Genomic DNA, 24,775 nt, shown 5'->3' with positions numbered 1-24,775 from the left:
CTCACCTCCGGGGGAGCAGCACATTGCGGTGCCATTCGAAGAATGCAGGCAGGACGGAACGAAGGACGCGGAAAGCCGATATTCCACCGCGCACCGTGCCGATCCGGACGAGTTCATGTTCAGGAGCGTCCACGACCACCCGGACGGCCGCAACCGGGCGCGTCCCCGCGCGGACGGCGCTCAGGAGCGTGGCCGCCGACTCCATGTCGACCGCGATCGCGCCGGTGGCGAGCAGGTCGGACCGCTCGGGGCCGCGCACGACGTGGTCGGAACCGGTGAGGGGGCCGGTGTGGACGGTGCGCCCGGGCAGCGTGCGCACGAGTTCCTTGACGAGCAGTTCGGTGCCCACGCACGGCACCGTGCCGCGCGGGTCGCGGGTCTTCTCGGCGACCACCAGGTCACCGGGGTGCATGCCGGGGGCGAGCCCCGCGCAGAAGCCGGTGGCCAGCACCGCCGCGCCGCCGAGCACCGGGTCGGCCAGGACCCGGGTGACGGAGCGCTCGGCCGCCTTCGGTCCCATGCCGGTGCGCAGGACCGTGACCGGCCCGCCGGCCCCGCCGCGGTCGCCCATGCGCAGGGCGAGGTGCTCGATGCCGAGCGCGCAGGCGATCAGCAGCGGGGCGGAGGCGGGCTGGGCGTTCATCAGCTTCCCTCGACCTCGACGGGGACCGCGGCGGCGGGGGCCCCGGCGGCGAACGGCTCCCCGTGGACGTACCGGCCGAGCGCGGTGAGCGGGAACACCTGCCGGTAGAGGTGGTAGTTGATGGAGAAGTCCCACGGGAAGCCGGTGCCGGTGAAGTAGGGCTCGTCCCAGGAGCCGTCCTGCCGCTGGGTCCGCGCCAGCCAGGCGACGCCCCGCTCGACGGCCCGGGAGTCCCTCTCCCCCGCCGCCAGCAGCGCCATCAGCGCCCAGGCCGTCTGGGAGGCGGTGGAGGCGCCCCGGCCGGCGAACCGGCCGGGGTCCCGGTAGGAGCGCAGGTCCTCGCCCCAGCCGCCGTCGTCGTTCTGCACCCGCTGCAGCCAGGCCACCGCCCGGCGGATCGCCGGGTGCCGCGTGGGCAGTCCGGCCGCGGTCAGCGCGGGCACCACCGAGCCGGTGCCGTAGACGTAGTTGACGCCCCAGCGTCCGAACCACGAACCGTCCGGCTCCTGTTCGGCCAGCAGCCAGTCGATGCCGCGCCGGGTGCGCGGGTCGTGGGCGAGCCCCTCGACGGCGAGCATCTCGACGACGTGCGCGGTGACGTCCGCCGACGGCGGGTCGATGACCTCGCCGAAGTCGCAGAACGGCAGCCGGTTGGGGAACGGGCTGGTGTTGTCGACGTCGAAGGCGCCCCAGGCGCCGTTCCTCGACTGCATCCCGAGGTTCCAGCGCACCCCGCGCGCGATCGCCCGGTCCACCCGCTCCGGGTCGTGGTGGCGCACCCGGCGCAGCGCGAGGACGACCTCGGCGGTGTCGTCGATGTCGGGGTAGTTGTCGTTGTGGAACTCGAACGCCCAGCCGCCCGGCGGGAGCTGGGGCCTGCGGACGGACCAGTCGCCGGGGCGCACGACCTGCTCGCCCAGCATCCAGTCGGCGGCCTTGACCAGCTGCGGGTGGTCGGCGGGCAGTCCGGCGTCGGCGAGCGCGATGGTCGCCAGGCAGGTGTCCCACACCGGGGACTGGCAGGCCTCGATCATCCGGGCCCCGTCCTCGCGCCACACGGCGTAACGGTCCAGCGACTTCAGCCCCTCGCGCATCACGGGGTGCTCGAGGTCGTAGCCGAGCAGGTACAGGGCGATGACGGAGTACACGGCCGGGGGCTGGATGCCGCCCCAGCAGCCGTCGTTCTCCTGCCGCTCGATGATCCAGCGGGCGGCGTCGTTCATGGCCGCTCGGCGGAGCCTGCGCACCGCGACCCGGCGGTAGCCGCGCACCACCTTGTCGAGCCGCTGGAAGAGCCCGTCCCAGCTGTTCACCGGGGCGAGGGGCCGGGGCGGATCGGGGTTCTCGGGATCGGTGTGCAGTTCGTCGAGCGGGAACGGCGCCGGACGCACCGGGCGCTTCGCCGAGACGACGGTGAGCGGGACGATCGTCTGCCGGGCCCAGCAGCCGAAGTTGTAGATGCTGAGCGGGAACCACTTCGGGAAGTACAGCAGCTCCGGCGGGAGTTCGGGCAGGTCCTCCCACTTCCACCAGCCGAACAGGGCCAGCCAGATCCGGGTGAAGACCCGGGCGGCGGCGATACCGCCCCGGTCGCGGACCCAGGCGGAGGCCCGCGCCATGTGGGCCGCGTCGGGCGGGTCCCCGGCCAGGCGCAGGGCGACGTACGCCTCGATGGTGGCGGAGAGGTCGCCGGGTCCGCCGTAGAAGGTGGCCCACGAGCCGTCCTCGCGCTGCTCGCCCCTGACGAAGAGGGCGGCGGCCCGCGTGGTCGGCTCGTCGCGGATGCCCAGGAACTGACGGAGCAGCAGGTCCTCGGCGTCCATCGTGACGTTCGTCTCGAGGTCGCCCTTCCACCAGCCCTCGGCGTCCTGCCGGGCGAGCAGGAAGTCGGTGGCGCGCCGCATCGCGCTCTCGGCGGCTTCTTGTACCCCGGCCGCCCCGGGGGTGTCGATGTCGGTGTCGCTGGCCGCGGCAGCGCGGGGCGGCAGGGCCCCGGTGCTTCCGTCGGTCGTCGCTGTCATGGCTTCCCCTTCGTGCAGTCGTGCGAAGTCGTGCTGCTGTGGGTCCGCCGTCGGCCGGTGCGTCACTCGCCTCGCTGCACCGGCCGGCGACTACGCGAGGGCTATTCGACCGATAGGGATCATCTCTTTCGTACGACGACGAAGTCGGCGAGCGCCGTGAACCGGGCCCGGACCTGCTCGGGCATGTCGACGGCGTCGAGCGCTTCGATGGCGACGGTGTGCTGACGGCGTGCTTCCCGCGCGGTCCACTCGCGGCCGCCGGCCTCCTCGATGAGGGCGGCCCGGGCCGCGAACTCCTCCTCGGAGAAGTTCTCGAAGTCGCTGCTCTTGGCGTCCGCGGCGAGCATCTCGCCGAGCCGCTCGGAGGCCGGGCCGCCCGCCGCGAGGGCGGCCACGACCGGCAGGGACTTCTTGCGCTGGCGCAGGTCGCTCCAGGTCTGCTTGCCGGTGGAGACCGGGTCGCCCCAGATGCCGAGGAGGTCGTCGACGGCCTGGAAGGCCAGGCCGAGGTGGTAGCCGTACTTCTCCAGCGTGTCGGCGGTGCGCTCGTCCGCGCCGCCGAGCACGGCGCCGATGGAGCTGGCGCAGGCCAGCAGGGCGCCGGTCTTGTTGCCCTCCATCTCCAGGCACTCCTCGACGCTGACGCGGTCGCGGTGCTCGTAGGAGATGTCCTGCGCCTGACCGTCGATCAGGGCGCGGGTGGCGGTGGTCAGCCGGCGGGTCGCCCGTCCGGCCTCGACGGTGCCGAGCTCCAGCAGGACCTCGTTGGCCAGGGCGAACAGGGCGTCGCCGACCAGGATGGCCTGGGCGGGGCCGTGCACCTTCCAGACGGTGTCGCGGTGGCGGCGCTGCTCGTCGCCGTCCATCAGGTCGTCGTGCAGGAGCGAGAAGTTGTGCACCAGCTCGACGGCGACCGCGCCGGGGACGCCCACCTCGGGCGCGGCGCCGGCGACCTCCGCGGAGAGCACCGCGAGCGCGGGACGCACGGCCTTGCCGCCGTCGCCGTCGGTCGGGTTCCCCTGGGCGTCGATCCAGCCGAAGTGGTAGGCGGCGACCGTGTCCATGGGGGGCGCCAGACGGTCGACGGCCGCCCGCAGCACCGGTGTGGCCAGGGTCCGCCCGCGCTCCAGGAGCGCGGCCACGTCGACCGCGGTCTCTCGAGCGGCCGCGGGGGCCGGGGGCACAGGGGGCACGGTTTCTCCTCTTGTCGCGGTGCCGGAGGGGGTGCGGGGACGTGCCGAGCCGTGCTGATCGAACATCAGGCCGCCTCCTCGAGAGCGAAGAGGCGGTGGGGGCGGGGCCGGCCCAGGGCGCCGAGCGCGGCGTCCGCCGCGCTCACACCGCTGCGGACCGCACTCTCCATGGTCGCGGGCCACCCGGTGGCGGTCCACGCTCCGGCCAGGTACAGGCCGGGTGCCTTGGTGCGGGCGCCGGGCCTGAGCCGTCCGACGCCGGGGGTGGGGGCGAACGTCGCCGTGCGCTCCCTGGTCACGAAGAAGTCCTTCACCGCGGCGCCGCGCGTGCCCGGCAGCAGCCGCTCCAGCTCGGGCAGGTAGCGCTCGCGCAGCGCGGCCACGGGCTCGTCGATCTCGTCCTGCGCGGCGGACTGCGACAGCGCGAGGTACTGGCCCTCGCGCAGCCCGGAGGCGTCGGTGCGGTCGAACACCCACTGCACGGGCGTGCCGAGCGCGCAGAGGAAGGGGACGTCGAGGACCGTGCGGTCGTAGACGACGTGGACGTTCAGGATGGGGGCGGTGCCGATCTCCAGCAACCGCTCGGGCGCCTCGAGCGCCCCGTCCGGCAGCAGGCCGTACGCCTCGCGCTGCGGCACGGCGAGCACGACCGCGTCGGTCCGGAGCGTCCTCCCGGGCACCTGGACGCTCCAGCTCCCGTCACCGTCGCGGGAGAGGGAGGTGACGCGGGTGCGGACCTCGGTGCGCACGCCCGCGGAGTCGAGCGCCTCGCGGGCGAGCCGGTCGTGCAGCTCGCCCAGCGGGACGCGCGCCCAGCCGATGTCGGCCGCGCCCGGGTCGGAGAGCAGGCCGGTTCTGAACACCATCGCGGCGAGCCCGAGGGAGGCGTCGTGCGCGACCGCGTTGAGGGTGGCGACCCCGACCAGGTCCCACAGTGCCTCGACGGCACGCGGCGACTGGCCGTGCGCGGTCAGCCAGCTGCCGAAGTCCTGCGCGTCCAGGCGCGGATCGGCGGGGTCGAGCCCCTTGAGCGCGAGCGCGGCCCGGCCCACCCGGGCGCGCTCGGCGAGCGAGAGGTGCGGGTACGCGGCGAGGCTGCGCGCCAGGTGGAGGGGGACGGGCAGGGCGTCGCGCCGCAGCCTGCCGAGCCGCCGCCCCTCGGGCTTGGCCAGGTCGACGACGGGCACGTCGAGACGTTCCTGCAGGGGCGCCAGCGCGCTGCCCCCGATCCGGTCGAGGAACCAGCGGTAGGCGGTGCAGCAGCGCAGGTACACGTGCTGGCCGTTGTCGACGGTGAGCCCGCCGCGCCGGAAGGAGAAGGCCAGACCGCCCAGCCGGGGCCTGCCCTCGAGCAGGGTGACGCGTACGCCCGCGTCGGCGAGCGCGAGCGCGGCGGTGACGCCGGCCAGCCCGCCCCCGACCACGACGGCCTCCCGCCCGGATCCCTCCGGCGCGTCCGAGAGCAGCTCCTCGCTCATCGTGCATCCTCCCCTGCGCGGCCGCCGTGCCGCCGGCACGCTCCCCGGCGGGCCGTCGCAGTCAGGGACGCCGCGCCGCACCGGAGGGTTGCCCGCCGTTTTTCGCCGGTGCGCTCACCTCGGCCCGCAGTGTCGCCCCGGGTGTCCATCAGGCCTGCCTCCTGACGGCCAGCCGGGAGACGTGCCGGGCGTCGAGGCCGGACAGTCCGCGCACGGCGACGTAGGCCTTCTCCCGGCCGGGCAGGGAGACCCGGCCGCGCAGGACGGCCTCGGGGTCGCGCTCGATGCGGTCCAGGAGGCGGCGGTAGATGCCGGCCATCGCGGCGACACAGGCGCCGCTGCGCCGGTCCAGCAGGGGCAGCAGCCGGTAGCCCTCGGCGAAGAGGGCGCGGGCCCGTCGCACCTCGAAGTGCACGAGGCCCGCGAAGTCGGAGCCCTCCGGCGGCCGCGGCCCGTCGAACCCGGCCGAGCAGCCGAACTTCGCGAGGTCGTCGGCGGGCAGGTAGGTGCGGCCGCCCGCCGCGTCCTCGCGGACGTCCCGGAGGATGTTGGTGAGCTGCAGCGCGAGCCCGAGCGTGTCGGCGTACTCCGGGGCGCGCTCGGCGCCGCGCGCGCCCGGTTCCGTGCCGAACACGCCGAGCGAGAGCCGGCCGATGGCGCCCGCCACGCAGCGGCAGTACGTCCTCAGGTCGTCCCAGGTCTCGTAGGTCTCGCCGCGGACGTCCATCAGGACGCCGTCGATCAGCTCGTCCAGGCCGCCCAGCGGGATCGGGAAGACCCGGGCGGCGTGCGTGAGGGCGACCGCGACGGGGTCGGTGTCGTCCTCGTCGACCTCGCCCGCGCGCACCCGGTCCAGCAGCGCCCGGGTGTCCTCGAGCCGGGCGGTCTTGACGTCGCCGTCGAGCGTGCCGTCGCCGATGTCGTCGACGCGGCGCGAGAACGCGTACAGCGCCGACATCGCGCGCCGCTTCGGTGCGGGCAGCAGCCGGATGCCGTAGGCGAAGTTGCGGGCCTGTTGTCCGGTGACGGCCTCGCAGTAGCCGTAGGCGGCGAGTACCGGCGCGGACACGTGTGGTGCGGACTCCACGGCCCGGATCACCCCTCTCCTCGCAGGGTCACGCCCACCTCGCGCAGCAACCGGAGCTTGCCGGGCTTGGGCGGGCCGGGAAGTACGTCGTACTCGGCGGCGGCGATCGCGTGGATCGCCGCCCGTCCCCCCGCCACGAATCCCGCGAGCAGCAGCCTCAGTCTGCCGTGGACGCTACCCACCAGGGGGGCGCCCTCATTCAGCAGATCGCGGGCGCGTTGCGCCTCGTGCGCGACCAGCGCGCGCACCGACGCGCCCGCGCTGGGCACGGCGAGGTCCGCCTCCTGGACGTGGAAGCGCTTCATGTCGGCGGCGGGCAGGTAGACGCGGTCGCGGCCGAGGTCCTCGGCCACGTCCTGGAGGTGCTCCACGATCTGCAGGGCGGTGCAGATCGCGTCGGAGCGGCGGATCCGCTCGGGGGTCGAGGTGCCGGTGACGGCGAGGACGAGCCGGCCCACGGGGTTGGCGGACAGTTCGCAGTAGGCGAGGAGGTCGTCGTAGGTCTCGTAGCGGGTGACGAGCTGGTCCTGGCGGTTGGCGGCGATCAGGCCGAGGAACGGCTCGGGGGTGAGCGCGCGGCGGCGGACCGTCGGCTGCAGGCGGCGCAGCAGCGGGTGGCGGGGCGGGCCGTCGGCGCCGCCGAAGACACGGCGCAGGTCGTCCTCGAAGGCGTCCAGCAGGACGAGACGGTCCCCGGCCCGGTCCGCCGGCACGCCGAGCAGGCGGGCGTCGGCGCCGCCCGGGGCCAGGTCGCCGTCGCCGATGTCGTCGACGAGGCGGGCGAAGCCGTACACGGCCATGAGGTCGTCGCGCCAGGCCCGGGGGAGGAAGAAGGGGGCCACGGGGAAGTTCTCGTCCGCGGCCTTGGCGAGGGTGCCGCGCTCCGGGTCCACCGGGCGCGGCGCGGTCCGGGCCGTCACCGCCGGCTGCCCCGGACCAGGACGGCGCATGCTGCGTTGAGCTGGGGAGTTTCCGTAGCCATTGCCGTCACATCTCCCGTTCTACACCGACAACCCGAGACCCACTATTTCGGACACGCCGCCCGGCCGCGCGCACGGCAGCCCTGTCCGAGGGTGTCGCGCATTATCGCCCCACTTGACGTGTTTCGGGACCGGTACAGCTTACGTTGTACAACGAGGCGGGGATCGCGGGGGTGCTCCGCAGATCACAACAACACACCGATCGGCGTCAAGATTCCCCAGCGGGGCCGGAGTTGACGTTTCCTTTGCAGACGCGGGGCCCCGCCGGACAGTTCCGGCGGGGCCCCGCGGAGGACGGGCTACTTGCCCGAGAACTTCTCGTACTCCTTGAGGACCTCGTCGGTCGGGCCGTCCATGCGCAGCTCGCCGCGCTCCAGCCACAGGACGCGGTCGCAGGTGTCCCGGATCGACTTGTTGCTGTGGCTGACCAGGAACACCGTGCCGGCCTCCTCGCGCAGCTCCCGGATGCGGGCCTCGGAGCGCAGCCGGAACTTCGCGTCACCGGTGGCCAGGGCCTCGTCGATCATCAGGACGTCGTGGTCCTTGGCGGCGGCGATGGAGAAGCGCAGCCGCGCCTGCATGCCGGAGGAGTAGGTGCGCATCGGCAGGGTGATGAAGTCGCCCTTCTCATTGATGCCGGAGAAGTCGACGATCTCCTGGTAGCGCTCCTTGATCTGCTCCCGGGACATGCCCATGGCCAGACCGCCGAGGATGACGTTGCGCTCGCCGGTCAGGTCGTTCATCAGGGCGGCGTTGACGCCGAGGAGCGAGGGCTGGCCGTCGGTGTAGACCTTGCCGCTCTCGGGGGGCAGCAGACCGGCGATGGCGCGCAGCAGCGTCGACTTGCCGGAGCCGTTGGAGCCGATCAGGCCGATGGCCTCGCCCCGGTGGGCGACGAAGGAGACGCCGCGCACCGCGTGCACCTTGCGCACCCCGCGCTCGGCGTCGCCGGAGCCCCGCTTGAGGATGCGGCTCAGGGCGGCGGTGGCGCTGCCCTTGCCGGTCTTCGCGCCGTTGACGCGGTACACGATGTGCACGTCGTCGGCGATGACGGTGGGGACCCGCTGCCCCGGAACCTTCTCAGCCACGGCCGTACCTCTCCTCCGCCTTCCAGAAGTACACGAAGCCGCCGACGGCGAACAGCAGCGCCCAGCCGCCCGCGGCCGCCCAGACGTGGTCGGGGAGGTTCTCGGCGCCGTACTCCTCGATGAGGGAGAAACGCATGAGGTCCATGTAGATGGCGGCCGGGTTCCACTGCAGGACGTTGGCCACCCACTGCGGCTTGTCGGCGAGGAAGACCGGGATGGAGAACATCACGCCGGACGCGTACATCCAGGTGCGCATCACGAACGGCATCAGCTGCGCGAGGTCCGGGGTCTTCGCGCCGGCCCGGGCGAAGATCAGCGCCAGGCCGGTGTTGAAGCAGAACTGCAGGACGAGCACCGGGACGATCAGCGCCCAGGAGGCGTCCGGGTAGCTGCCGAAGCCGATCGCCACGGCGAACAGCACGACCATCGAGTACAGCAGCTGCTGGAGCTGCTGGAGCGCGAAGGAGATGGGCAGCGAGGCACGCGGGAAGTGCAGGGCGCGGACCAGGCCGAGGTTGCCGGAGATCGCGCGGACCCCGCTCATCACGGAGCTCTGGGTGAAGGTGAAGACGAAGACGCCCGTGACGAGGAACGGGATGTACACGTCCTTGTCCATCCCGCGGCCCGCGTCGAGGATCAGCCCGAAGATCGCGAAGTAGACGCCCGCGTTCAGCAGCGGGGTGGCCACCTGCCACAGCTGGCCCAGCTTGGCCTGGCTGTACTGCGCGGTCAGCTTCGCCGAGGAGAAGGCCAGGATGAAGTGGCGCCGGCCCCAGAGCTGGCGGACGTAGTCCGGCAGGGAAGGCCGGGCACCGCTCACGGCCAGCCCGTGCTTGGCGGCCAGCTGCGCCGCCGTGAGGCCCTCGTCGGGCGACGGGGGCGCGCTCACCGCGACTCCGCCGTCATGCGTTGTCTCACTCACCAGTAGGAAACTTTCGTCTTCGGGATGCGCAGCCTGATCGGGTCTGGCACGAGCCGGGGGCCGCGGAACGCTCCGGGGCCCCCGGGGACGAGCTTGTCAGATGACGGGAGGCCGGCCCAGCCGGGTCAGCCGCCACACCGTACGCCACTTCATGGGCCTGCGCGGTCCGCACGGTGTGGTCCACCCTTCCCGGAATCCGCCGAGCCACGCCTTCAGCGCGGGCCGGGAGGGGCGGCGCGCCAGCGTGAGCAGCAGCCAGACCCCGAGATAGGCCGGGACCAGGAGGGCGGGGAGGTTGCGGCGGGCCAGCCAGACGCGGTTGCGGGCGACCATGCGGTGGTAGACCGCGTGCCGCGAGGGCGCGGTCGTCGGGTGGTACAGCACCATGTCGGACCGGTAGTCGATCATCCAGCCCGCGTCGAGGGCCCGCCAGGCCAGGTCGGTCTCCTCGTGTGCGTAGAAGAACTCGTCCGGCAGGCCGCCGACCTCGGCGAAGACCCGGGTGCGGACGGCGTTGGCGCCGCCCAGGAAGGTGGTGACCCGGGAGGAGCGCATCGGGTCGGAGGCCCGCAGCCGGGGGACGTGCCGGCGCTGGGTCTCGCCGGTGTCCGGGTCGGCGATGCGGAAGCTGATGATGCCGAGCTTCGGGTCGGCCTCGAAGGCCCGGCGGCACAGCTCGGCGGTGTCGTGGCGCGCGAGCAGGCCGTCGTCGTCGAGGAAGAGGACGATGTCGACGTCGCGGCCGCTGGGGCCGAAGGCCTCGATGCCGACGTTGCGGCCGCCCGGGATGCCCAGGTTCTCGGGCAGCTCCACGGTCCGCACGCCGTCGGGGACGTCCGGCACGGGGGAGCCGTTGCCGACGACGACCACCTCGACCGGGTCGCCGTCCTGCCGGGCGACCGAGTCGATCAGGGCGCTGAGCTCGTCGGGGCGGTTGCCCATGGTGATGATCACCGCGCCGACCTTCAGGGGCGCGCTCACTTCAGCCTGCTCGACGCGAGGATGGACACCAGGTGGAGCAGGGTCTGCAGCAGGGCGATGCCCGCGAGGACGGCGACGCCGAGCCGGGTGAAGAAGAGGTCGCCGCGCAGGTGGTCGGCGACCGCCAGGGCCAGGATCAGCAGGGACGCCTCGATGCCCAGGATCAGCCGGTGGAACTTCAGCGCCGCGGCGGCCCGGCGGGCCAGGGCCATGCCGGAGGAGCGCATCTCGGCGGCGGTCTCCTGGACCGGCGGCTTCCCGGCCTGGTGCCGGGCGACGCCGACCAGGTCGGTCTCGGCCTTGATCAGGATCGCGCCGAGCGCGGCCAGCGTGCCGAGGAAGGCCCACAGCCAGTCGATGCGGCCGCTCCCCCACAGGTCGGCGGCGCGCAGCCCGAGGCCGGTGAGCACGGCGGCGTCGGTGAGGTACGCGCCGACGCGGTCCAGGTAGACCCCGTTCAGCGAGTACTGCTTCTTCCAGCGCGCGATCTCGCCGTCCACGCAGTCCAGCAGCAGGTACAGCTGGACGCAGACCACGCCGAGCACGGCGCCCCAGATCCCCGGCACGAGGAGTGCCGGGGCCGAGAGCACCCCGAAGACGGTCATCAGATACGTGAGCTGGTTGGGCGTGACCCTGGTGTTCACCAGGTAGCGGTCGACCCGCAGGGACACCTCACGCATGTAGAGGCGTCCCATCCAGTGCTCACCGCTGCGCCGGTCCTTCACCCCCGGGGGGTGGACGACCGGTCTGAGTTCAGCTACCGATGGCCTTGACATAGTCGGCGTAGGTGTCCTTGATCTGGTCGGTCTTGAGGTCGAGGTGTTCGAGGATCGTGTAGCGGCCGGGCCGGGTCTCGGGGGCGAACTCCACGGCGCGGACGAACTCCTCCGCCGTGAACCCGATCTCCTCCGGCAGCACCGGCAGGCCGTGCCGTCTGAGCACGCCGGCCATGTGGACCGACTCCTCCTGGGCTCCGCGCAGGTACATCGCGAAGGCCGCGCCCAGGCCGCACTGCTCGCCGTGGGCGGCGGCGCGCTGGGGGAAGAGCAGGTCGAGGGCGTGGTTGATCTCGTGGCAGGCGCCGGAGGAGGGGCGGGAGTCGCCCGACACCGACATGGCGATGCCGCTGAGGACCAGCGCTTCGGCGAGCACCTGCAGGAAGCCGGTGTCGCCGATGCCGCCCGGGTGGCGCAGGACGGCCTCGCCGGCCTGCCGGGCGATCGCGGCGGCGAGGCCGTCGATCTTCTCGCCCTTGACCCGGTGGGCGAGCTCCCAGTCCGCGATCGCCGAGATGTTCGACACCGCGTCGCCGATGCCGGCGCGCACGAACCGCACCGGGGCCTCGCGGATCACGTCGAGGTCGATGACGACCGCGATCGGGTTCGGCACGCCGTAGGAGCCGCGGCCGGCGTCGTTGTCGAGGGTGGCGACCGGCGAGCACAGACCGTCGTGGGCGAGGTTCGTCGGGACGGCGACCAGGGGCAGGCCGACGCGCGCCGCGGCGAACTTGGCACAGTCGATGATCTTGCCGCCGCCCAGGCCCACGACCGCGTCGTAGCGGCCGGCCTTTATGTCACCGGCCAGTCGCACGGCGTCGTCGAGGGTGCCGCCGCCGACCTCGTACCAGGTGGCGCCGGGCATCGACGGGGCGAGCCGCTCGCGCAGCCGGGCGCCCGAGCCGCCGCTGACGGCGACGGCGAGCCGGCCGGAGTGCGAGACGCGCTCGTCGGCCAGGACGTACGCCAGGTCGTCGAGGGCGCCCGGGCGGATGTCCACGACCACCGGCGAGGGGATGAGCCGGGTCAGTACTGGCACGCGATCTCCCGTCCCCGGGCGAGGTCGTCGTGGTTGTCGATCTCCACCCACCGGACGTCGCCGATCGGCGCGACGTCGATCCGGAAGCCGCGGTTCACCAGCTCCTGGTAGCCGTGCTCGTAGAACTGCTGCGGGTCGGTCTCCCACACGGTCTTCAGCGCGTCGGCCAGCTCGGGGGCGGCGTCGCCCTCGATGAGGGTGACGCCGATGTACTCGCCGGTGGCCTCGGCCGGGTCCATCAGCTTGGTGATCCTCGTCATGCCCTTGTCGGGGTCGACGACGACCTTCATCTCCTCGTCGGCGAGGGACTTCACGGTGTCCAGCGCGAGGATGATCCTCTTGCCCTCGCCGCGGGCGGCGAGCAGCGTCCTCTCGACGGAGACCGGGTGCACGGTGTCGCCGTTGGCGAGGATCACGCCGTCCTTGAGGGCGTCACGGCCGCACCACAGGGAGTAGGCGTTGTTCCACTCCTCGGCCTTGTCGTTGTCGATGAGGGTGAGCCTGAGGCCGTACTTCTCCTCGAGGGCCGCCTTGCGCGCGTACACGGCCTCCTTGCGGTAGCCGACGATGACCGCGACCTCGGTCAGGCCGATCTCGGCGAAGTTACCGAGGGTCAGGTCCAGGACCGTGGGCTCGCCCTCTATGCCCGCCGGCCCCACCGGCACCAGCGCCTTGGGCAGGGTGTCGGTGTAGGGGCGCAGACGCCGTCCGGCGCCGGCCGCCAGCACGAGGCCGATCATGCGGGTTCTCCTTCGTCGTGTACGGCGGGCGCCCCAGCGGACACCCAGAAGCGGATGCTCTCGACGAGCACCACCAGGGCGACGGCCACGGCGAGCACCGTGAGCGCGACGGTGAACTGCCCGGCGGTGAGCAGCGCCGCCAGGACCGCGACCAGCAGGGTCCGTCCCTCCTGCCCCCCGACGGCGCGCACCAGCCAGGCCGGCGGCGCGCCGGCGTTCCCGCGGATGCGGTACACCGTGTCGTAGTGATGGTAGGCGACCGCGGCGACCAGCCCGAAAGCCGCCGGCAGCGCTCCGTCCGCATCGGACCGGGCGGCGAGGAACAGGACGGCGAGGTATTCGGCGGCGCGGAAGAACGGGGGGACGAGCCAGTCGAGGGCGCCCGTGAGGGGGCGCGCGACGGCCGCGGCCGAGAGCGGGACGTACACGGCGGCCGCCAGGACGGTCCACCAGCCCGGTCCCGTCAGCCCCGCGGCGGTCACCACGGCGGCGGCACCCAGGGCGGCGCTCAGCGGCGCCAGGTGGGGGACCTTGCCCCGGGCGGCCCGGGCGACCGCCTCGGCGAGGGGGCCGACGTCGGTCAGGTCGGCCAGCGCGCGTGCCGCCCGGTCGGTCCGCTGCGCCCGGCGGGTCAGCGACCGCAGGACCCGCCCGGCGGTGGTGTAGGCGGCCGCGAAGGCGCAGCCGACCAGCAGCGCGTAGAAGGTGATGCGGGGCGTGGTGGCCGCGGTCAGGACGGCGATCATGGCCCATCGTTCGCCGATGGGCAGCACTATCATCCGGCGCACCCAGACCGTCCAGCCGACGCTGTCGAGTTTGTCGGAGAGGGCGGCGGTGGGACTGGTGTTGGCGGTGGCGTCGTGGTTGGCCTCGTTGAAGGAGAAGTCCACGACGTGCCGGCAGGTCTGCAGGATCATGGCGCCCAGCGCGAGGGCCCAGACGTCGTCGCCGCCGCGGGCCGCGCCGAGGGCGAGGCCGGCGTAGTAGGCGTACTCCTTGGCCCGGTCGAACGTGGCGTCCAGCCAGGCCCCGAGGGTGGAGTACTGCAGGGAGTAGCGGGCGAGCTGGCCGTCGGTGCAGTCCAGGACGAACGACGCGATCAGCAGGACGCCGGCGGCGACGAACCCGCCGCGGGTGCCGGTCGCCGCGCAGCCGGCCGCGATCAGCGCGGTGAGCAGCGAGGCGGTGGTGACCTGGTTCGGGGTGAGGCCGCGGCGGGCGCACCAGCGGGCGATGTAGCGCGAGTACGGGCTGATGAAGTGGGTGGTGAAGAAGCCGTCGCGGGCCTTCACGGCCGACTTCAGGCGTACGGCCTCGTCGTCGACGGCCGAGACGGCCTGCCGTGCCTCGTTGCGGGCCTGCGGGTCGGCCGGGACCGCGGCCACCAGGCTGCCGAGCTCGGGCCGGTGGACGTCGGCGCCGTCGGCGTCGAGGGCGGTGGCGATGCGGTCGGCGAGGCCGTCGACGACGTCCTGCGCGCCCGACTCCGCGCTCGCGGTGTCGCCCCCGGGGGCCGTGCCGCCGTTCGCGGAGTTCTCGCGGGCCACCGCGCGGGTCAGGGCCTGGCGGCCGGCCGGCTGGGCGGTGACGGCGCCCGGGAGCGCGGCGAGCGGGAAGCGGGGGTCGGTCAGGCCGAGGCGCAGCGCGTGCCGGTGACCCACGAAGCGGGCGTCGACGACGGCGACCCGCTGGTCGCCGGGGACCGCCGCGAGGAGGGTCTCCGCGTCGGCGGCGTCGCCGGCGACCCGGACGTCGAAGCCGAGGGACCGCAGGTCCGGCTCGATCGACGATCCGGGGACCGGCTGACCGGTGAGGATGGCGGTCGGCAAACCGAACTCACTCCCTGGGTCCCGACGCGTCCGCGTCGGTCGTCTGCATGGTGGGGGCGCCCCTTCCGCGGCTGCACCGGGCGGGCGGCGTGTCGGCAGAGGCTATCGGATGCCGTGAAGGCCGTGTTCACCGGCCGTTCAGGGCGGATCGACACGGGCCGGCGGCACGGCGCGGACCGGCTCTGCAGAGATCATCATGGGTGATCGGCGCCCCGGCCGACAAACCGCGGTCCCCTCCGGTCGCGCGGACCGGCCCGGCGGCACCTGGACACGTCCTGACCTGCGAGAAATTTCCGCAGGTCAGGGCACATGACAACGGTGTTCAGTGCCGCGTTGCCGGATACCCCCCACCCGTAGTTGACTGGGGTCCCGGACGGATCACGGGAGGTCCTTTTCCATGGGGGCTGGGCACGACCACGGCCATGCGCACGCACACCCGCCGGCGACCGGTACGGCCGCGGCGGCGTACCGCGGCAGACTGCGGGCGGCGCTGGTGATCACGCTCACCGTGACGGTGGTGGAGATCGTCGGCGGAGTGCTCGCGGACTCCCTCGCCCTGATCGCGGACGCGGCGCACATGGCGACGGACGCGGTGGGGCTCGTCATGGCGCTGCTCGCCATCCACTTCGCCAACCGGCCCGCGAGCGCCAACCGCACCTTCGGCTACGCCCGCGCGGAGATCCTGGCGGCCCTCGCCAACTGTCTGCTGCTGCTCGGGGTGGGCGGCTACGTCCTGTACGAGGCGGTCCAGCGGTTCTTCACGCCGGCGCCCACCGAGGGCGGGCTGATGCTCGTGTTCGGCGCCGTCGGCCTGGTCGCGAACATGATCTCGCTCACCCTGCTGATGCGCGGCCAGGCGGAGAGCCTGAACGTGCGGGGGGCGTTCCTGGAGGTGGCGGCGGACGCGCTGGGCTCGGTGGCGGTGCTGGTCTCGGCGGCCGTGATCCTGGCCACCGGCCGGCAGGCCGCCGACCCGATCGCCTCGCTCGTCATCGGCCTGATGATCGTGCCGCGGACCCTCGGGCTGCTGCGCGAGACGCTGGACGTGCTGCTGGAGGCGGCCCCCAAGGGCGTCGACATGGCCCAGGTGCGGGCGCACATCCTCGCCCTGGACGGTGTGGAGGACGTCCACGACCTGCACGCGTGGACCATCACCTCCGGGATGCCGGTGCTGTCCGCGCACGTGGTGGTGCGCTCGGACGTGCTGAGCGCGATCGGCCACGAGAAGATGCTGCACGAGCTGCAGGGCTGCCTGGGCCACCACTTCGACGTGGCGCACTGCACCTTCCAGCTGGAGCCGGGCGGGCACGCGGCGCACGAGGCACGGCTCTGCCACTGAGCGCAGGGCTGAGCGGAGGACGCCTTCCCGGGCGCTCGGGGGATGCGCACATCTGTTCAGGACGGTTCCGCGCGCACCGCGCCGGGCAAGATCACTCACCGGCCCCGGCGCCGTGCGCGGGACATGCGGGCATGCGCGCGAAGTGCCCGGGGCGCCGTACGCGTACGGCAGACTGGGGGCGCGAGGACCGATGCTTAAGGATGGGTATGCCGATCACACCTGCCACCACGACGACCGGTTCGTCGAACGGCACCGCGGACGCGATTCTGCTGGAGCTCGTCGACGAGAACGGCGTGACCGTCGGCACCGCGGAGAAGCTCGCCGCCCATCAGCCGCCGGGACAGCTGCACCGGGCGTTCTCCGTGTTCCTCTTCGACGAGCACGGCCGGCTGCTGCTCCAGCAGCGGGCGCTCGGCAAGTACCACTCCCCCGGCGTCTGGTCCAACACCTGCTGCGGCCACCCCTACCCCGGTGAGGCGCCGTTCGCGGCGGCCGCGCGGCGCACGTTCGAGGAGCTGGGCGTGTCCCCGTCCCTGCTCGCGGAAGCCGGCACGGTCCGCTACAACCATCCGGACCCGGCCTCGGGACTGGTGGAGCAGGAGTACAACCACCTGTTCGTCGGGATGGTGCAGGCCCCGCTGCGGCCGGATCCGGAGGAGGTCGGCGACACGGCCTTCGTGACGTCCGCCGAGCTGGCCGAGCGGCACGCGAAGGGCACGTTCTCCTCGTGGTTCATGACCGTGCTGGACGCGGCCCGTCCGGCGGTCCGGGAGCTGACGGGCCCGTCGGCCGGCTGGTGACGTCCCCGGGACCGGCCGGCGGCGTCCGTGGTGCCGGTGGCGGTGGTGTGCGCCGTGCCGGTGGCGTTCCCGGCGCCGGTGGCGTCGTCGTCAGAACAGCCGGGTGGGTTTGAGCGGCAGGGCGGCCCAGATCACCTTGCCGCCGCTCGCCGTGTGCTCGACGTCGCACACGCCGCCCGCCTCCCTGGTGATCTCCCGGACCAGGAGCAGGCCCCGGCCTCCGGTCCGGCCGTGGTCGGTCTCCAGGGCGGTCGGGCGGTAGGGGTGGTTGTCCTCCACGGACACCCGCACCCACTCGGCGCCGACGGCCACCTCCACCGCGAGCACGGGCGACAGCAGCGCCGCGTGCCGGACGGCGTTGGTCACGAGTTCCGAGACGATGAGCAGCAGTCCCTGGACGAGGTCGTCCGAGATCGGCACCCCCTGGCGCAGCAGCAGGTCCCGCACGGCGTGCCGCGCCTGCGGGACCGAGGCGTCGACGGGGGCGGCGGTGAACCGCCAGACCCCCTCGTACGGCAGCGGACGCGGCAGGTCGTCCTCGAGGGGCTCGCGAGGTGCGCCTGCGTCGCCTTCTGGGCGTGGGCCGGGCCCGCGCCCGTGGTCGTCCATCGTCGGGTCGCCACCCTTGCGCTCGATTGTCACCACGCGTCGAGTGTTGGTAGCGAAGCACTCACCTCCGGATGCCTGAACAGAAGTCAGCACTTATCGAGCGTTCCCGATCGCCCCTGACCCGCTCTGCCGCGAAGGCGGCCGGTCCTGACGCGCCCGTGCCTCCTTCGCGCATTCTTCGGGTTGTACGGGTTTATCGGGGCGCTCACCCCGTTCGTCCCCGCAGGCCCTTCCCCGGCCGGAGGCGGTCGGCTGCATACGGTCGGCCGGAGGCTGTAGGCGGTCGGCTGTACGCGGTCGGCCGGAGGCGGCCGGTGCCGGGTTCCGGACGGCGGTTAGCATCCGGCGCATGGAGCCCGAACTGCTGCACGGCGTCACCGACGCGGTCGCCACCGTCGTCCTGCACCACCCGGCCAAGCGCAACGCCATGACGGCCGCGATGTGGCGGGCGCTTCCGCCCCTGCTGGACAAGCTGGCCGCCGACCCGGGCGTCCGGGTGCTCGTGGTGACCGGTGCGGGCGGCACCTTCTGCGCGGGGGCCGACATCTCCACCCTCCAGGGGTCGCCGGACGAGGCGCAGGAGCTGGCGGTGCGCGCCGAGGAGGCCCTCGCCGCGTTCCCGAAGCCGACGCTGGCGGCGGTCAAGGGGCACTGCGTGGGCGGCGGCGCGCAACTGGCGGCCGCCTGCGACCTGCGGTTCGCCGAGGAGGGCGCGCTGTTCGGGGTGACGCCGGCGAAGCTGGGGATCGTCTACCCGTCGTCCGCGACCCGGCGACTGGTGGCGCTGGTGGGGCCGGCCACCGCCAAGTACCTGCTGTTCTCCGGCGAGCTGATCGACACGGAGCGGGCACTGCGCACGGGGCTCGTCGACGAGGTGGCGCCGGCCGGCGCACTCGACGAGCGGGTCGCGGAGTTCACCCGGGTCCTGGTGTCCCGCTCGCAGCTGACGCAGGCCGCGGCCAAGGAGTTCGCCGGCGGCCGCACGGACCGGGACGCCCACTGGGCGGCGCAGGCGCGTGCCGCCGGCGACACCGCGGAGGGCGTCGCCGCGTTCCTGGAGCGCAGGGAGCCGCGCTTCACCTGGACCACGTCAGGATGAGACCGCTCCCGCCCCGCCGCTCCTCGACCGGGTGCGCGCGCGCCTTGTGCGCGGAGCCCGCGCCGTAGGGCGGCCGCGGGTCGTACGTGAGGGCGGGGGTGCCGCCGCCGGCACCCGTGCGACGGCCCACCGGTCGGGGGCATGTCACGGCGACGCCGAGGTACCCGCACCCTTGCCCGGCCGAGTGGCCGGGCCGAGGGAAGGAGATGCTCCGTGTTCCGTTCGATCGCAGACGTGGTGCGGCAGATCGGTGGGGCCGTCGCGACCGTGGTGACGCTGCCGTTCCGGGCCCTGGCCCGGCTCTTCGGCGGCGCCTCGGCCTCCGCGCGGGGCGGCAGGGCATGAGTCCCGCCGCGCGTCGGCCCTGATCCCCGAATTGTCGGCGCCGCCTGCCACAATTGCCGCGCAACCTCAGTGGAGAAGGCGGTACGGGATCGTGACGACACCCGGGTCCATCGAATCAGGGTCCATCGAAGGCAGGATCGCCGAGGAACTCGGCGTACGGGAGCGGCAGGTCAGGGCCGCCGTCGAGCTGCTGGACGGCGGCTCGACGGTGCCCTTCATCGCCCGCTACCGCAAGGAAGCGACCGAGATGCTCGACGACGCGCAGCTGCGCACGATCGAGGAGCGGCTGCGCTATCTGCGGGAGCTGGAGGAGCGCCGGGCGGCGATCCTGGAGTCCGTGCGGGAGCAGGGCAAGCTCACCGGCGAGCTGGAGGCGCAGATCCGCGGCGCCGAGACCAAGGCCCGGCTCGAGGACGTCTACCTGCCGTACAAGCCGAAGCGGCGGACGAAGGCGCAGATCGCGCGGGAGGCCGGACTGGAGCCGCTCGCCGAGGGACTGCTCGGGGACCCGGGTGTCGAGCCGCTGGCCGCGGCGGCCGCCTTCGTGGACGCCGACAAGGGCGTCGCCGACCCGCAGGCCGCGCTGGACGGCGCGCGGGCCATCCTCACCGAGCGGTTCTCGGAGGACGCCGACCTGATCGGTGAGCTGCGCGAGCGCATGTGGGGGCGCGGACGGCTCGTCGCCAAGGTGCGCGAGGGCAAGGAGGAGGCGGGGGCGAAGTTCGCCGACTACTTCGACTTCGCCGAGCCCTTCACCGAGCTGCCCTCGCACCGCGTCCTGGCCATGCTGCGCGGCGAGAAGGAGGAGGTCCTCGACCTCGTCCTGGAGCCGGAGGAACCGACCGACGGGCCCTCGTCGTACGAGGGGATCGTCGCCCACCGGTTCGGCATCGGCGACCGGAGCCGCCCCGCCGACAAGTGGCTGACGGACACCGTCCGCTGGGCCTGGCGCACCCGCATCCTGGTGCACCTCGGCATCGACCTGCGGCTGCGGCTGCGCACGGCCGCCGAGGACGAGGCGGTCGACGTGTTCGCGGCGAACCTCCGCGACCTGCTGCTGGCCGCTCCCGCGGGCACGCGCGCGACGCTGGGTCTGGACCCCGGATTCCGTACCGGCGTGAAGGTGGCGGTGGTCGACGCGACCGGCAAGGTCGTCGCCACGGACGTCATCCACCCGCACGTCCCGGCGAACAGGTGGGACGAGGCGCTCGCCAAGCTCGCCCGGCTCGCGAAGGAGCACGCGGTCGAGCTGGTCGCGATCGGCAACGGCACGGCCTCCCGCGAGACCGACAAGCTCGCCGGTGAGCTGATCACGAAGCACCCGGAGCTGAAGCTCACCAAGGTGATGGTGTCCGAGGCGGGCGCCTCCGTGTACTCGGCCTCCGCCTTCGCCTCGCAGGAGCTGCCCGACATGGACGTGTCGCTGCGCGGCGCCGTGTCGATCGCGCGCCGGCTGCAGGACCCGCTGGCCGAGCTGGTGAAGATCGACCCGAAGTCGATCGGCGTCGGCCAGTACCAGCACGACCTGTCCGAGGTGAAGCTGTCGCGCTCGCTGGACGCGGTCGTGGAGGACTGCGTGAACGGCGTCGGCGTCGACGTGAACACCGCGTCGGCCCCGCTCCTCGCCCGGGTCTCCGGCATCACCTCCGGCCTCGCCGAGAACATCGTGGCGCACCGCGACGCCAACGGCCCGTTCACCTCCCGGCAGGAGCTGAAGAAGGTCCCGCGGCTCGGCCCCAAGGCGTACGAGCAGTGCGCGGGCTTCCTGCGGATCCGCGGCGGCGACGACCCGCTGGACGCCTCCAGCGTGCACCCCGAGGCGTACCCGGTGGTCCGGCGGATGGTGAAGACGTCCGGGCAGGAGGTCGCCGCCCTCGTCGGCAACACGGCCGTGCTGCGCTCGCTGCGGCCGGACGACTTCGTGGACGAGACGTTCGGGCTGCCGACCGTCACCGACATCCTCAAGGAGCTGGAGAAGCCCGGGCGCGACCCGCGGCCCGCCTTCCGGACGGCCACCTTCCAGGAGGGCGTGGAGAAGATCTCCGACCTGTCGCCCGGGATGGTCCTGGAGGGCGTGGTGACGAACGTGGCCGCCTTCGGCGCCTTCGTCGACGTCGGCGTCCACCAGGACGGCCTGGTGCACGTGTCCGCGATGTCGAGGACGTTCGTCAAGGACCCGCGGGACGTGGTCAAGCCCGGGGACATCGTCAAGGTGAAGGTCCTCGACGTCGACATCCCGCGCAAGCGGATCTCGCTGACGCTCCGGCTGGACGACGAGGCCGCCCCGAAGGACGGCCCCTCCGGCGAGGGCCGGCCGCAGCGCACGGGCGGGCGTCCGCCGCAGCAGCGCCGGCAGTCCGGCCAGCGCGGCGGCGGCCAGCAGGGCGGCGGTCAGCGGGGCGGCGGCGCGCGCCAGGCCCCGGCGCCCGCGAACAGCGCGATGGCGGACGCGCTGCGCCGGGCGGGCCTGCTCGACCCGAAGAAGGGCCGCGGCTGAGCACGGGCGGGCCGGGCACCGCGCCCCGGCCCGCTCCCGCGGTCACGGCGGGAGCACGCCCCGCGTCCTCGTCCCGGACGTCACCGGCTCCGGCACGACAGGCGCGGGGAGCCCCACGACCGGCCGGCGGCGCACCCGCGGCGGACGCGCGTGCTCCCCGCCCTGCCGGGGGCTACCGCTCCGTCACCTTGCCGTCGGCGACCCCCAGACGGCGCGTGACGCGGACCGCGTCCAGCATGCGCCGGTCGTGGGTGACCAGGAGCAGGGTGCCCTCGTAGGCGTCGAGAGCGGACTCCAGCTGCTCGATGGCCGGGAGGTCGAGGTGGTTGGTCGGCTCGTCGAGGACGAGGAGGTTGACGCCGCGGCCCTGGAGGAGGGCGAGCGCGGCACGGGTGCGCTCGCCCGGTGAGAGGGTGGCCGCCGGGCGCAGGACGTGGTCCGCCTTCAGAGCGAACTTGGCCAGCAGGGTCCGCACGTCGGCCGGGTCGGTGTCGGGGACGGCGGCGTGGAACGCGTCGAGCAGCGCCTCGGGGCCGTGGAACAGCCGGCGGGCCTGGTCGACCTCGCCGACCAGGACGCCCGAGCCGACGGCGGCGTGCCCGGCGTCCAGCGGGACACGCCCGAGGAGCGCGCCGAGCAGGGTCGACTTGCCGGCGCCGTTCGCTCCGGTGACCGCGACCCGGTCCGCCCAGTCGATCTGCAGGGTCACCGGTCCGAGGGTGAAGTCGCCGCGCCGCACCTCGGCGTCCCGCAGGGCGGCCACGACCGCGCCGGAGCGCGGAGCCGCCGCGATCTCCATGCGCAGCTCCCACTCCTTGCGCGGCTCCTCCACCACCTCCAGGCGTTCGATCATGCGCTGGGTCTGCCGGGCCTTCGCGGCCTGCTTCTCGCTGGCCTCGCTGCGGAACTTGCGGCCGATCTTGTCGTTGTCGTTGCCCGCCTTGCGGCGCGCGTTGCGCACGCCCTTGTCCATCCAGGCCCGCTGCGTCTGCGCGCGGTCCTGGAGGGCGGCCTTCTTGTCGGCGTACTCCTCGTAGTCCTCACGGGCGTGCCGGCGGGCCACCTCGCGTTCCTCCAAGTAGGCCTCGTAGCCGCCGCCGTAGAGGGTGATGCGCCGTTGCGCCAGGTCGAGTTCGAGGACCTTGGTGACGGTGCGGGTGAGGAACTCGCGGTCGTGGCTGACCACGACGGCGCCGGCGCGCAGACCGGTCACGAAGCGTTCCAGACGCTCCAGGCCGTCGAGGTCGAGGTCGTTGGTGGGCTCGTCGAGGAGGAAGACGTCGTAGCGGGACAGCAGCAGGGAGGCGAGTCCGGCGCGGGCGGCCTGGCCGCCGGAGAGCGAGGTCATCGGCTGGTCGAGGCCCACGCCCAGACCGAGGGAGTCGGCGACCTCCTCCGCGCGCTCGTCGAGGTCGGCGCCGCCGAGGTCCAGCCAGCGCTCCAGGCTCGTCGCGTACGCGTCGTCGGCGCCCGGCGCGCCGTCGACCAGGGCCTGCGTGGCCTCGTCCATGGCGCGCTGCGCCGCGGCGACCCCGGTGCGGCGGGCCAGGAACTCCCGCACGCTCTCCCCCGGGCGGCGCTCCGGCTCCTGGGGCAGGTGTCCGACGGTCGCGGCGGGCGGCGAGAGCCGGACCTCGCCCTCCTCCGGCGCGGTGAGCCCGGCGAGCAGGGTCAGCAGCGTGGACTTGCCCGCGCCGTTGGCTCCGACCAGTCCGATCACGTCGCCGGGGGCGACCACGAGGTCGAGCCCGGAGAAGAGGGAGCGGTCGCCGTGCCCGGCGGCGAGGTTCTTGGCGACGAGGGTGGCGGTCACAGACGGTGGATCCTAGTCGGCCCGCGGCGCCGCCGTCGTGCCGGTGTCCCCCGTCGCCGTCGCGTGCCGGCTTCGGCTACCGTCCGGGCATGGAGAATCCCGGCGGGAACGTGCGGAGGGACGACGAGGTCGTCGTGGTCGGCGGCGGGGTCATCGGGCTGGCGACCGCCGTGGTCCTCGCCGAGCGGGGACGCCGGGTGCGGGTGTGGACGCGGGAGCCCGCCGAACGCACCACCTCGGCCGTCGCGGGCGCGCTCTGGTGGCCGTACCACATCGAGCCGATCGCCTCGGCGCGCGCGTGGGCGCTGCGCTCCCTGGACGTCTACGAGGCGCTGGCCGAACGGCCCGAGGAGACCGGGGTGCGCCTGGTCGAGGGGGTCATGGGCGAGACGGACCCGGCCGACGTCGAGGGCTGGACCGCCGGCCGGCTGACCGGACTGCGCCGGGCGACCGCGGACGAGTACGGCGCCGGGACCGGCGTCCGGGCGCGGCTGCCCCTGATCGACATGACGGCCCACCTGCCGTGGCTGCGGGAGCGGCTGCTGCGCGCGGGCGGCACCGTCGAGGAGCGCACGGTGACCGATCTGGCGGAGGCGGACGCGCCGGTCGTCGTCAACTGCGCGGGGCTGGGCGCGCGGGAGCTGGCCGGGGACGCGTCGGTACGGCCGCAGCGGGGGCAGCTGGTCGTCGTGGAGAACCCCGGTGTCCGGACCTGGCTCGTCTCGACGGACCCGGCCGGTGAGACGGCCTACCTCCTTCCGCAGCCGGGGGGCAGGCTGCTGCTGGGCGGCACCGCGGAGGACGACGCGTGGTCGCTGGAACCGGACCCGGTGACGGCCGAGGGGATCGTCCGCCGCTGCGCCGCGTTGCGGCCGGAGGTCGCCGGGGCGCGGATCCTGGAACACCGGGTGGGGCTGCGGCCGGTGCGGGACGCGGTGCGTCTGGAGCGGGAGGAGCTGCCGGACGGGCGGGCGGTGGTGCACCACTACGGGCACGGCGGGGGCGGGGTGACGGTGGCGTGGGGGTGCGCGGAGGAGGCGGCCGGGCTGGTGTGCCCGGCCGGCTCCTCCTAGCGGTCGGAGGAGCCGGAGGGACCGGGGCGGGATCCGGTCGTCCGGCTGCGGGATCCCGTCGTCGGGCTGCTGGATCCGGCCCGGTGGGCTACGGGATCCGGTACGGGTTCCGCGGTGCCCGCACGCCGTCCGGGTGCGCGGAGGCGGGGCTCGCGCTCGCCCCGCGCCCGGCCGTCGCGTCGGCGAACGCCTTCGCGCCGCCGGCCAGGGGGACCCGGACCGAGGTGCGGGACAGGTCGAGGGTGAGGGTCGGGGTGTCGGCGGGCGGGTCGACGGCGACGAAGGCGTAGCCGCGGGGCACGAAGTAGTTGTCGTAGAACAGCGGCATCTGGACCACGTCGTACGTCTTCCTCTGGCTCTCGTTGCCGCGTCCGCCAGGTCGTCGCAGACGTGGGCGATCACCTTGACGCCCTTCACCGACGG

At 73.7% G+C, this 24,775-nt stretch carries 23 protein-coding genes; 6 read left to right on the top strand and 17 right to left on the bottom strand.

Annotated features, from left to right (window positions below; genetic code table 11):
- Position 1: 1 nt before the first annotated feature.
- The 14 genes from ACH4F6_RS05915 to ACH4F6_RS05850 all read right to left on the bottom strand — a co-directional run bounded on the left by ACH4F6_RS05915 (position 2) and on the right by ACH4F6_RS05850 (position 14,777).
- Positions 2 to 643 carry a 1-hydroxy-2-methyl-2-butenyl 4-diphosphate reductase gene (locus tag ACH4F6_RS05915; RefSeq protein ID WP_397958638.1) on the bottom strand — a complete coding sequence of 214 codons (642 nt, stop codon included), beginning with the start codon at positions 641 to 643 and terminating at the stop codon, positions 2 to 4.
- The gene (gene shc / locus ACH4F6_RS05910) at positions 643 to 2,664 is read right to left on the bottom strand and encodes a squalene--hopene cyclase (RefSeq protein WP_397958637.1); all 2,022 of its coding nucleotides are present in this window, start codon (positions 2,662 to 2,664) and stop codon (positions 643 to 645) included. The genes ACH4F6_RS05915 and shc overlap by 1 nt, the downstream gene beginning before the upstream one ends.
- Before the next feature lie 119 nt (positions 2,665 to 2,783).
- Positions 2,784 to 3,848, bottom strand: a complete 1,065-nt coding sequence (locus ACH4F6_RS05905) for a polyprenyl synthetase family protein (protein WP_397958797.1) — start codon at positions 3,846 to 3,848, stop codon at positions 2,784 to 2,786.
- 74 nt (positions 3,849 to 3,922) lie between these two features.
- On the bottom strand, positions 3,923 to 5,335 hold the full coding sequence (gene hpnE, locus ACH4F6_RS05900; protein WP_397958636.1) for a hydroxysqualene dehydroxylase HpnE: 1,413 nt from the start codon (positions 5,333 to 5,335) through the stop codon (positions 3,923 to 3,925).
- Positions 5,332 to 5,484 (bottom strand): DUF6380 family protein, encoded by a 153-nt coding sequence (locus ACH4F6_RS05895; RefSeq protein WP_397958635.1) that lies wholly within the window; start codon positions 5,482 to 5,484, stop codon positions 5,332 to 5,334. Before ACH4F6_RS05895 ends, hpnE begins: the two co-directional genes overlap by 4 nt.
- Entirely contained in the window at positions 5,484 to 6,434 is a 951-nt protein-coding gene (gene hpnD, locus ACH4F6_RS05890) for a presqualene diphosphate synthase HpnD (protein ID WP_397958634.1), read from the bottom strand. Before hpnD ends, ACH4F6_RS05895 begins: the two co-directional genes overlap by 1 nt.
- Complete coding sequence (gene hpnC, locus ACH4F6_RS05885; protein ID WP_397958633.1) at positions 6,431 to 7,372, bottom strand: squalene synthase HpnC; 942 nt, start codon at positions 7,370 to 7,372, stop codon at positions 6,431 to 6,433. Before hpnC ends, hpnD begins: the two co-directional genes overlap by 4 nt.
- A gap of 329 nt (positions 7,373 to 7,701) precedes the next feature.
- Positions 7,702 to 8,490, bottom strand: coding sequence for an ABC transporter ATP-binding protein (locus ACH4F6_RS05880; RefSeq protein ID WP_397958632.1), 789 nt, complete (start codon positions 8,488 to 8,490; stop codon positions 7,702 to 7,704).
- Complete coding sequence (locus tag ACH4F6_RS05875; RefSeq protein WP_397958631.1) at positions 8,483 to 9,412, bottom strand: ABC transporter permease; 930 nt, start codon at positions 9,410 to 9,412, stop codon at positions 8,483 to 8,485. The genes ACH4F6_RS05880 and ACH4F6_RS05875 overlap by 8 nt, the downstream gene beginning before the upstream one ends.
- A 96-nt stretch (positions 9,413 to 9,508) precedes the next feature.
- Positions 9,509 to 10,393 (bottom strand): glycosyltransferase family 2 protein, encoded by an 885-nt coding sequence (locus tag ACH4F6_RS05870; RefSeq protein WP_397958630.1) that lies wholly within the window; start codon positions 10,391 to 10,393, stop codon positions 9,509 to 9,511.
- Positions 10,390 to 11,169, bottom strand: coding sequence for a CDP-alcohol phosphatidyltransferase family protein (locus ACH4F6_RS05865; protein WP_397958629.1), 780 nt, complete (start codon positions 11,167 to 11,169; stop codon positions 10,390 to 10,392). Before ACH4F6_RS05865 ends, ACH4F6_RS05870 begins: the two co-directional genes overlap by 4 nt.
- Positions 11,147 to 12,208, bottom strand: coding sequence for an iron-containing alcohol dehydrogenase family protein (locus ACH4F6_RS05860; RefSeq protein WP_397958628.1), 1,062 nt, complete (start codon positions 12,206 to 12,208; stop codon positions 11,147 to 11,149). The genes ACH4F6_RS05865 and ACH4F6_RS05860 overlap by 23 nt, the downstream gene beginning before the upstream one ends.
- Complete coding sequence (locus ACH4F6_RS05855; RefSeq protein ID WP_397958627.1) at positions 12,196 to 12,948, bottom strand: sugar phosphate nucleotidyltransferase; 753 nt, start codon at positions 12,946 to 12,948, stop codon at positions 12,196 to 12,198. Before ACH4F6_RS05855 ends, ACH4F6_RS05860 begins: the two co-directional genes overlap by 13 nt.
- A complete protein-coding gene (locus tag ACH4F6_RS05850; protein WP_397958626.1) occupies positions 12,945 to 14,777 on the bottom strand; it encodes a DUF5941 domain-containing protein in 1,833 nt (610 codons plus the stop codon). The genes ACH4F6_RS05855 and ACH4F6_RS05850 overlap by 4 nt, the downstream gene beginning before the upstream one ends.
- Positions 14,778 to 15,174: 397 nt before the next feature.
- Between ACH4F6_RS05850 and ACH4F6_RS05845 the strand changes: the two genes are divergently transcribed.
- On the top strand, positions 15,175 to 16,116 hold the full coding sequence (locus ACH4F6_RS05845) for a cation diffusion facilitator family transporter (protein WP_397958625.1): 942 nt from the start codon (positions 15,175 to 15,177) through the stop codon (positions 16,114 to 16,116).
- A 206-nt stretch (positions 16,117 to 16,322) separates the two neighbouring features.
- Positions 16,323 to 16,916, top strand: a complete 594-nt coding sequence (idi, locus tag ACH4F6_RS05840; RefSeq protein ID WP_397958624.1) for an isopentenyl-diphosphate Delta-isomerase — start codon at positions 16,323 to 16,325, stop codon at positions 16,914 to 16,916.
- A gap of 90 nt (positions 16,917 to 17,006) precedes the next feature.
- Here idi and ACH4F6_RS05835 read toward each other — a convergent pair whose 3' ends face one another.
- Positions 17,007 to 17,525 carry an ATP-binding protein gene (locus tag ACH4F6_RS05835; protein WP_397958796.1) on the bottom strand — a complete coding sequence of 173 codons (519 nt, stop codon included), beginning with the start codon at positions 17,523 to 17,525 and terminating at the stop codon, positions 17,007 to 17,009.
- 349 nt (positions 17,526 to 17,874) lie between these two features.
- On the opposite strand from ACH4F6_RS05835, the gene ACH4F6_RS05830 reads away from it, so the two are divergent.
- The 3 genes from ACH4F6_RS05830 (at position 17,875) to ACH4F6_RS05820 (ending at position 21,466) form a co-directional block, all read left to right on the top strand.
- Positions 17,875 to 18,624: an enoyl-CoA hydratase/isomerase family protein gene (locus tag ACH4F6_RS05830; RefSeq protein WP_397958623.1), complete on the top strand. Its 750-nt coding sequence runs from the start codon at positions 17,875 to 17,877 to the stop codon at positions 18,622 to 18,624.
- Positions 18,625 to 18,837: 213 nt separating this feature from the next.
- Positions 18,838 to 18,969 (top strand): LPFR motif small protein, encoded by a 132-nt coding sequence (locus tag ACH4F6_RS05825; protein ID WP_397958622.1) that lies wholly within the window; start codon positions 18,838 to 18,840, stop codon positions 18,967 to 18,969.
- 91 nt (positions 18,970 to 19,060) lie between these two features.
- Positions 19,061 to 21,466 (top strand): Tex family protein, encoded by a 2,406-nt coding sequence (locus tag ACH4F6_RS05820; protein WP_397958621.1) that lies wholly within the window; start codon positions 19,061 to 19,063, stop codon positions 21,464 to 21,466.
- A 172-nt stretch (positions 21,467 to 21,638) separates the two neighbouring features.
- Here the strand turns inward: ACH4F6_RS05820 and ACH4F6_RS05815 are convergent, their stop codons facing one another.
- Positions 21,639 to 23,279 carry an ABC-F family ATP-binding cassette domain-containing protein gene (locus ACH4F6_RS05815; RefSeq protein WP_397958620.1) on the bottom strand — a complete coding sequence of 547 codons (1,641 nt, stop codon included), beginning with the start codon at positions 23,277 to 23,279 and terminating at the stop codon, positions 21,639 to 21,641.
- 89 nt (positions 23,280 to 23,368) lie between these two features.
- On the opposite strand from ACH4F6_RS05815, the gene ACH4F6_RS05810 reads away from it, so the two are divergent.
- Positions 23,369 to 24,352 (top strand): NAD(P)/FAD-dependent oxidoreductase, encoded by a 984-nt coding sequence (locus ACH4F6_RS05810; protein ID WP_397958619.1) that lies wholly within the window; start codon positions 23,369 to 23,371, stop codon positions 24,350 to 24,352.
- 88 nt (positions 24,353 to 24,440) lie between these two features.
- On the opposite strand, the gene ACH4F6_RS05805 is transcribed toward ACH4F6_RS05810, so the two are convergent.
- Positions 24,441 to 24,689 carry a hypothetical protein gene (locus tag ACH4F6_RS05805; RefSeq protein WP_397958618.1) on the bottom strand — a complete coding sequence of 83 codons (249 nt, stop codon included), beginning with the start codon at positions 24,687 to 24,689 and terminating at the stop codon, positions 24,441 to 24,443.
- Between the last annotated feature and the right edge of the window lie 86 nt (positions 24,690 to 24,775).

The organism is Streptomyces sp. NPDC017936 (assembly GCF_044328485.1).
Taxonomy (GTDB): Bacteria; Actinomycetota; Actinomycetes; order Streptomycetales; family Streptomycetaceae; genus Streptomyces.
This window is presented reverse-complemented; position numbering and strand designations above follow the sequence as displayed.